Origin of the sequence: Parachlamydia sp., assembly GCF_050255895.1 — a bacterium.
GTDB classification, from domain to species: Bacteria; Chlamydiota; Chlamydiia; order Chlamydiales; family Parachlamydiaceae; genus Parachlamydia; species Parachlamydia acanthamoebae.
In genome coordinates this window covers 1-6,826 of sequence record NZ_JBFWIR010000098.1, presented here as the reverse complement: position 1 = coordinate 6,826, position 6,826 = coordinate 1, and the positions used below count along the sequence as shown (strand labels likewise).

Below are 6,826 nucleotides of genomic sequence, written 5' to 3'. Positions count from 1 at the left end.
ATCCTTTCTGGTCGCTTTCGTGCTTATACACTAGTGGGATTAGCCCTTATCCAAGCTGTTATTCAATTGCGCTACTTTTTGCATCTTGGGCAAGATACGAAACCACGTTGGGAAACCATCATTTTCTACTTTATGTTTTTAGTCTTACTAATTATCGCTCTGGGATCCTTGTGGATCATGTACGATTTAAATGATCGCGTTATGTCAGATATAGCAATGGGAATGAGTCATGATTAATTACTATTTATTAACTAAGCCAAAAATTGTCTTAGGGAACCTTGTCACACTTGCTGCTGGTTTTTTGCTAGCATCAAAAGGAACAATCGACTTCTTGCTCTTCTTTGAAACTCTTTTTGGACTTTCTCTCATTATGGCATCCGCATGTGTGTTTAATAATTACATCGATCGCCAAATGGATAAAAAAATGGAACGAACAAAGAACCGAGCCCTTGTAACGGGCCTTATTTCCCCCCGCAATGCCCTCCTTTTTGCAACCCTACTCGAAATTCTGGGGACAGCCATCCTCTATTTCTTTACGAATCTCTTAACGGTGTATGTGGCTGCATTCGGATTCTTTGTATATGTCATTCTCTATAGCCTTTGGAAACGCCACACTATTTATGGAACAGCCATTGGAAGTGTCGCTGGAGCGATACCGCCTGTGGTTGGATATTGTGCCGTTAGCAACCATTTCGATATGGGAGCAACCATTCTTTTCACTTTGTTGGTGTTATGGCAAATGCCCCATTTTTTTGCGATCGCCCTCTATCACTTTGATGATTATTCCGCAGCAGGGATTCCTGTTCTCCCCATTGTAAAAGGAATTTCTAGAACAAAGATCCATATGATCATCTATGTCATTAGTTTTGTATTGGCAGCTGTGATGCTTACCTTTTTCAACTATACAGGGTACATCTATCTAGCAGTGACCACATTAGTAGGTCTTGCTTGGATTTGGCTTAGTATGCAAGGTTTTAAAAACCAAAATGATCAGTTATGGGGGAAAAAGATGTACCAACTTTCCTTGCTCATGATTATCTCACTATGTCTTGTGATCCCTTTTGATATTGTCTCTTAGGCAAACTATCTACGTGGTCGCAAAAAGTTCGGTTGCCAATCATTTATTGAACAAAGGGGCAAAGATTCGTGTAATCGCTAAATGCGGTTAGAAACATTCATCCATGAAGAATTTGCCCCTTTATAGCTTTCAAAACCACATGAAATGTAATATGTCTGATTTTTCCATTTCAAAAGCAACATTTGAGGAGATGAAATTTATCATCTCTCAAGCAAAAGCCGAAAATTGGAATCCGGGTTTATACGACGCGACACCTTTTTATCAAACTGATTCAGATGGTTTTTTTATTGGCACGATTGAAGGAGATATCATAGGTTGCCATATCCAATTGCCACACATTTGGTTGATCTCCATCAGATGCCCTTTGAAAAGATTTTGGAATATGATGCATGTATATGGGGTATAAAAAGAAAAAAATTTCTTCAAGAATGGATCCAGATGCCAAATGCTACCTCTTTGACAAAGATGCATCAAAATCAAGTGAAAGGATATGGAGTTATTCGCCAATGTTATAATGGTTATAAAATCGGCCCTTTATTTGCTGACAATTTAGAAATTGCCTTGGAAATTTATTATGGGCTTTGCCGTTTTGCTGACAACGCCCCCGTTTTTCTGGATGTCCCTGAAATCAATCTCGAAGCTCTTAAATTGGCAGAAAAAGTCCATCTGCATCCGGTTTTTGAAACAGCAAGGATGTACAACAAACACCCCCCCAAACAGCTGATTGAAAAAACATTTGGGGTCACAACCTTTGAACTCGGCTAATTATTTATACTCTTCCGTATCGGGAAAACTAAAGGCATCTCTCAGAGCTTGCATGGTCACTTGTCGACCCACAACCGCTATCGAATCCGTTAAAGGCACTCCTTTTGGGCATACACGTACGCAGTTTTGAGCATTTCCACAATCCGAACCCCCCCCTTCTTCCATCAAAGGTCGTAACCGCTTTTGCCGTTGATATTTTCCGACAGGATTCGCATTAAACAAACGCACTTGCGCCATGATTTGAGGTCCGACGAATTTTGAATTTTCATTCACCTGAGGACAAGCTTCCACGCAACATCCACATGTCATACATGTCGACAAGGAATACATCACTTCTTGTTTGCGTGGATCAATCTTTGGTCCAGGTCCATGGTTGTAGGTGTTATCCACATCCACCCAAGCATGTACCTTCTTCAGATTATCGAACATCACCCCACGATCTACAATCAAGTCCCTTACCAAAGGGAATTTAGAGAAGGGAGATAAAGTAATCGTCCGATTGCCCGTTTCATCAATAATGGTTTGAATTAATGCCGTACATGCTTGTCTTGGATATCCATTAATTAGCATAGAGCAAGAGCCACAAACTTCTTCCAGACATCCCTGCTCCCAGACAACTGGTTCAACGGTTTTTCCCTCACGATTCACGGGATTGCACTGAATTTCCATGAGTGCAGAAATTACGTTGGCACTAGGTACCAATTTTAACTCAAATTCTTCCCAATACTGCTTACCTGGATGGCCTCGATAGACTTTCAGAATATAAGTGTTTTCCATACAACCTCAATTTAAATAGGAAGCTTGATGTCACTGGGAACATTTTTCAAAGTAGGCTTAACTTTTTTCGCTTGTGTGTAATCACGTGGAATGGGATCTAAGTAGCGTGTGTCGACCGATTCATAGGAAATAACGGGTTCATCCTGATTCGAATCAAAAGTAGCAATGGTCGTTTTAAGCCAATGTTCATCGTCTCGATAAGGAAATTCGGGTTTGAAATGTGAACCCCGAAATTCATCACGCAGCAAGGCCCCTTTAGTGATGACCAATGAAAGATCGAGCATAGCTTCAAATTGGTTGGCAAAAGCGTACGTTTGATTTGCAAATTGCGTTTTATCGCCAAGCGTAATTCTTTGATACCGATCCTGCAATTCTTTAATCTTATCCATGGTGCGTTTAAGATCAGTATTATTTCTTTTGACGGTTACATTATCCACCATCCACTTAGACAATTCTAAATGTAAAAGGTGCACGTTTTCTGGTCCATTTCTAGATAAGAGGTCCTCTTTACGTTCTTTTTCGATTTGAAGAGTGCTTTCAAATATCTGAGAAGGCATATTTTCCCAGTTAGAGTTCAACGAATTCAGATAATTAGGAACTTCTACACCAGTTACCAATCCTCCAAATATGCATGAAAGCAAGGAATTTGCCCCTAAGCGATTTGCTCCATGATACTGATAATCCGATTCTCCTACGTTAAAACAACCTGGTATATTAGTCATTTGTCTGAAGCGAGAATGACGATCGGGATCGTCTACAGCAGGCCAATCAACCCAGCCACCTCCCATTGAATAATGGACAGCAGGGAAAATGCGCATGGGGACTTTACGAGGATCTTCACCGGTGAATTTTTTATAAATCTCTAAAATAGCTTCTAACTTATGCTTACGCTCTTCCGAAAGATGTGACACATCCAGGTAGACCTGCATTTCACCGTTAATACCCAATCCCATCTCACAAACACGTAAAACTTCACGTGCCCCAATGTCTCTGGGAACAAGGTTTCCGAACGCAGGATACATTTCTTCTAGGAAATACCAAGGCTCGCCCGTTTTTCCACATGGAATCGTACGCCCATCAGGAGCCACAATCGACTTTGAAGCATCTCCATAGACCCAAATTCGCCCGCCTTCTCCTCGCGCAGATTCTGACATTAGGCGCAGCTTATCTTCGCCAGGTATCGCAGTCGGATGGATTTGAATAAACTCTCCATTCGCATACTTCATTCCTTGCCGATATAGCCTGCCGTTCGCGGCTCCTGTACAAAAAGTCGAATTTGTCGATTTTTTAAAGATTAAGCCAGGCCCCCCCGTGGCAATCACCACAGCATCAGCTTTCAACACTTCCAACTTGAGGTTAAATAAATTCATCAACACAATACCACGTGTCACCCCAGCTTCGTCTAGAACAAGGCGCATAAATTCATGGTTTTCGAATTTTTCAACCAATCCTTTGACTTCATATCGACGCACCTGCTCATCTAAGGCGTATAGTAATTGCTGTCCTGTAGAAGCCCCACAAAAAGCCGTACGATTATAGAGCGTACCACCAAACCTTCTGAAATCGAGATTCCCCTCAGGAGTACGGTTAAATGTACAACCTAAACGGTCCATTAAATAAATAATCTGAGGCGCGCACAAACACATCTCTAAAACAGGGGGTTGATTAGCTAAGAAGTCTCCCCCTTTGATCGTATCGTAGGCATGAATGAGCGGGGAATCATCTTCACCCACCGAATTAATCGCCGCGTTAATGCCCCCTTGAGCACAAACAGAATGTGATCTTTTGACTTTGGTGACAGAAATAATTTTGACATGACACCCATTTTCAGCAAGCTTCATAGCAGCCGATAATCCGGCTAACCCACCACCTACAACAATGACATTCTTTTGAGATTTTTTATGCGACATAAACCGATACCATTTAACTCTTCAAATTGATCCAATACGTTCCCCAAATTGCCGCCATTCCAAGAAATGCAACAATCACCATCAACGCCGTAGCCAAGTGCCTCATATATTTTTGTGAAAGAGCCGTCAGGGTAACCCCCCAGGAAATCATAAAAGTCCAGAGGCCATTAAATCCATGATAGCAGGCAGCTAAAACAAAAATGGTGTAGAGAACAATCATCACAGGCATTTTAAATGTTTCACGCACCATGAGCAGTTCAGCCACTCCAAAATTGTCAGTTACCGCAATCACCTCATTGTCTTTCAATGATCTTTCTTGCAAGACTTTTAACCATTTAAGCTCTTCCTGCTTTTGTTGTTCAAAAATCAACATTTGGGGGCTTTCGTCTTTTTTTGCAGCGTCTTTCTCGAAAATCTGTGGAATTGAACTCGCAATTCCACTCCAAGTTTCACCCAAAGGTCGATTAGGAGCGCGACTCATCGTCACCTTTTCTTCCATTTTGATTTGCTCTTCGTTGTACAGCTTGACACCCAGTCTCGCAGCCAGCGTATAGAGTCCTTTATCGGCATTTAGGCGCACCATATATTGTTTTTGTGTTCCTACATGCGTGGAAAGAGGATATTCGATAAAGCGCATGTGAATAATATGGGCGAGAAGGCCAAAAAGTAAGATCCAAGAAGTAATCCGTTGCCATGAATAAGCATGATTCCGAGAATATTGCGATAGCGCGGGTTTAGATCCATCTGTTTTGAATGAATTCATGGCGCTTGTTTGCAAATATTTAATGCCCCACACCAAATGAACAAAAATAGGGACGCCTAGAAGAAATATTTCAATCAAAGGCAGATAAGGAAAATTTTTGATCGCATTTACGGCATGAACAAAGCCATAACCATCGTCTCCAATAAAAAGAGCGGCTTGTGAATTAACCAGCAAATGTTCGATTAAAAAAAGTGAAAGCCATCCGCCAGTAAGAGAGTGTAATCTTCTCCAAATAAATGCTTGGGGAGGTGCTTGAGCTATCCATGTCATGGCGATTTAGATCCTCTTCGAAGTCGTGAAGATTATTTCTATAAAAGCATATTTATTCTTCTCAAGAAGATTTTTGTCAATGGATTCTAAAAAAATCTTAGAGAGTCATCAATGAAACCGCATCTTCATACTTCAACAGCTCAAATACATAAAAAATATAGGAAAGATAATTCCACATTATGCATAAAATAATGTGGAATATTTGAATTTAGATTAACTTTCTTCAGGGAAAAAAAATGAAAAAATAGCTTTCATCCTTTCTGGTTTTTTTTCGATACTTTTATTAATTGTATTTTTTGAAATTTTAACCGATTGATCTGCTGAAGCGTCAAGTCCTGTGTGAACACTTTTCTTAGCAGATTTAAAAGATTGTTCATAGGATGTATCGTAACTCGATCCAACACAAGGACTTATGTATTTTGGTGTTTTCTTAAGAAGATATTTTTTGACAACTGGTCGAATGCAAGGAGACGCTCTTGTCATACATTCCTCGGCTGCATTATGTAATACAGGCTTTACAGATTCTGCTACTATATGATCGATTTTTTCATTTGCTTTTTCTTGCATTTTTTTCTTGGACTCTTCATCGAAAAAAATTGAAGCCGGTGGCCCCTCTGAAATACGTGACGTCATATTATTTGTACCTCCAAAAAGTTATAGACAAAAAAATATTATCGCCACGATATAGCTCACATGAAAATAAATCAACTTAAAAAAATAATCATTTTTATTCAAGATGGAATACTATCTCTAATGAGTATGAAAGAATTTAATTTTGTAATGTGTTATTGCATAAAATTATTTTTGCATCTTTTTCTGACAAACTTATACAAGAAACTATAGATTGATCTTCAAGTAGTTAAATAGGATCGATAAGCAATTCAAAGTATCGCCAAGAAGATAGTTCATTGAACAAACATTTGCATGGCTTGGTAGATAATAGAAGGTTGAGTAATATCGGACTACTACAGGAGCTTTCATTTACTTGGCGATGTCAAATTAATGTTATAATGCCGAATTTAGGTTTGTCAGCAAGCTCTTAGAGGGTTTTTTAAAAATTTAACTTTTTGTATATTAATCCTTTTTGCTATCGACATAGAGGAAAAAATATGGAACGAAAACGATAGCCTGGTGAATTAAGGGATGAAGAATGGGAATTGATAAATCCAATAGTTGAGAAAAAGCGATCTCTCAAAGTAAGAAAACCTAAATACGGAAAGCGCAGGATGCTTGATGCTATTTTTTATTTACTTCGCTCGGGAT

Annotated in this window: 8 protein-coding genes and 1 pseudogene; 5 read left to right on the top strand and 4 right to left on the bottom strand. The window is 39.6% G+C overall.

Annotated features, from left to right (window positions below):
- The 4 genes from AB7E63_RS12725 to AB7E63_RS12710 all read left to right on the top strand — a co-directional run.
- Positions 1-237, top strand: a 237-nt coding sequence (locus tag AB7E63_RS12725) for a cytochrome o ubiquinol oxidase subunit IV (RefSeq protein ID WP_428419618.1), incomplete at its 5' end; no start/stop codon positions are given.
- Positions 230-1,078, top strand: coding sequence for a heme o synthase (gene cyoE / locus AB7E63_RS12720; RefSeq protein ID WP_006341906.1), 849 nt, complete (start codon positions 230-232; stop codon positions 1,076-1,078). The genes AB7E63_RS12725 and cyoE, both read left to right, overlap by 8 nt.
- Positions 1,079-1,229: 151 nt before the next feature.
- Positions 1,230-1,484, top strand: a complete 255-nt coding sequence (locus AB7E63_RS12715) for a hypothetical protein (protein WP_050784576.1) — start codon at positions 1,230-1,232, stop codon at positions 1,482-1,484.
- Complete coding sequence (locus AB7E63_RS12710) at positions 1,436-1,843, top strand: hypothetical protein (protein ID WP_006341908.1); 408 nt, start codon at positions 1,436-1,438, stop codon at positions 1,841-1,843. The genes AB7E63_RS12715 and AB7E63_RS12710 overlap by 49 nt, the downstream gene beginning before the upstream one ends.
- Here the strand turns inward: AB7E63_RS12710 and sdhB are convergent, their stop codons facing one another.
- The 4 genes from sdhB to AB7E63_RS12690 all read right to left on the bottom strand — a co-directional run bounded on the left by sdhB (position 1,844) and on the right by AB7E63_RS12690 (position 6,130).
- Positions 1,844-2,620 carry a succinate dehydrogenase iron-sulfur subunit gene (sdhB, locus tag AB7E63_RS12705; RefSeq protein WP_428419617.1) on the bottom strand — a complete coding sequence of 259 codons (777 nt, stop codon included), beginning with the start codon at positions 2,618-2,620 and terminating at the stop codon, positions 1,844-1,846.
- Between the two features lie 11 nt (positions 2,621-2,631).
- Positions 2,632-4,530 (bottom strand): succinate dehydrogenase flavoprotein subunit, encoded by a 1,899-nt coding sequence (sdhA, locus tag AB7E63_RS12700; protein ID WP_006341910.1) that lies wholly within the window; start codon positions 4,528-4,530, stop codon positions 2,632-2,634.
- 13 nt (positions 4,531-4,543) lie between these two features.
- Positions 4,544-5,563 carry a succinate dehydrogenase gene (locus AB7E63_RS12695; protein WP_006341911.1) on the bottom strand — a complete coding sequence of 340 codons (1,020 nt, stop codon included), beginning with the start codon at positions 5,561-5,563 and terminating at the stop codon, positions 4,544-4,546.
- Between the two features lie 213 nt (positions 5,564-5,776).
- Positions 5,777-6,130, bottom strand: a complete 354-nt coding sequence (locus AB7E63_RS12690; protein ID WP_284452970.1) for a hypothetical protein — start codon at positions 6,128-6,130, stop codon at positions 5,777-5,779.
- A 581-nt stretch (positions 6,131-6,711) separates the two neighbouring features.
- On the opposite strand from AB7E63_RS12690, the pseudogene AB7E63_RS12685 reads away from it, so the two are divergent.
- A pseudogene (locus AB7E63_RS12685) lies at positions 6,712-6,826 on the top strand (IS5/IS1182 family transposase); the annotation flags it as partial.

Excerpts from the sequence above, each read along its gene's own strand:
- cyoE (WP_006341906.1), top strand. The coding sequence starts at position 230 with ATGATTAATTACTATTTATTAACTAAGCCAAAAATTGTCTTAGGGAAC.
- AB7E63_RS12715 (WP_050784576.1), top strand. The coding sequence starts at position 1,230 with ATGTCTGATTTTTCCATTTCAAAAGCAACATTTGAGGAGATGAAATTT.
- AB7E63_RS12710 (WP_006341908.1), top strand. The coding sequence starts at position 1,436 with ATGCCCTTTGAAAAGATTTTGGAATATGATGCATGTATATGGGGTATA.
- sdhB (WP_428419617.1), bottom strand. The coding sequence starts at position 2,620 with ATGGAAAACACTTATATTCTGAAAGTCTATCGAGGCCATCCAGGTAAG.
- sdhA (WP_006341910.1), bottom strand. The coding sequence starts at position 4,530 with ATGTCGCATAAAAAATCTCAAAAGAATGTCATTGTTGTAGGTGGTGGG.
- AB7E63_RS12695 (WP_006341911.1), bottom strand. The coding sequence starts at position 5,563 with ATGACATGGATAGCTCAAGCACCTCCCCAAGCATTTATTTGGAGAAGA.
- AB7E63_RS12690 (WP_284452970.1), bottom strand. The coding sequence starts at position 6,130 with ATGCAAGAAAAAGCAAATGAAAAAATCGATCATATAGTAGCAGAATCT.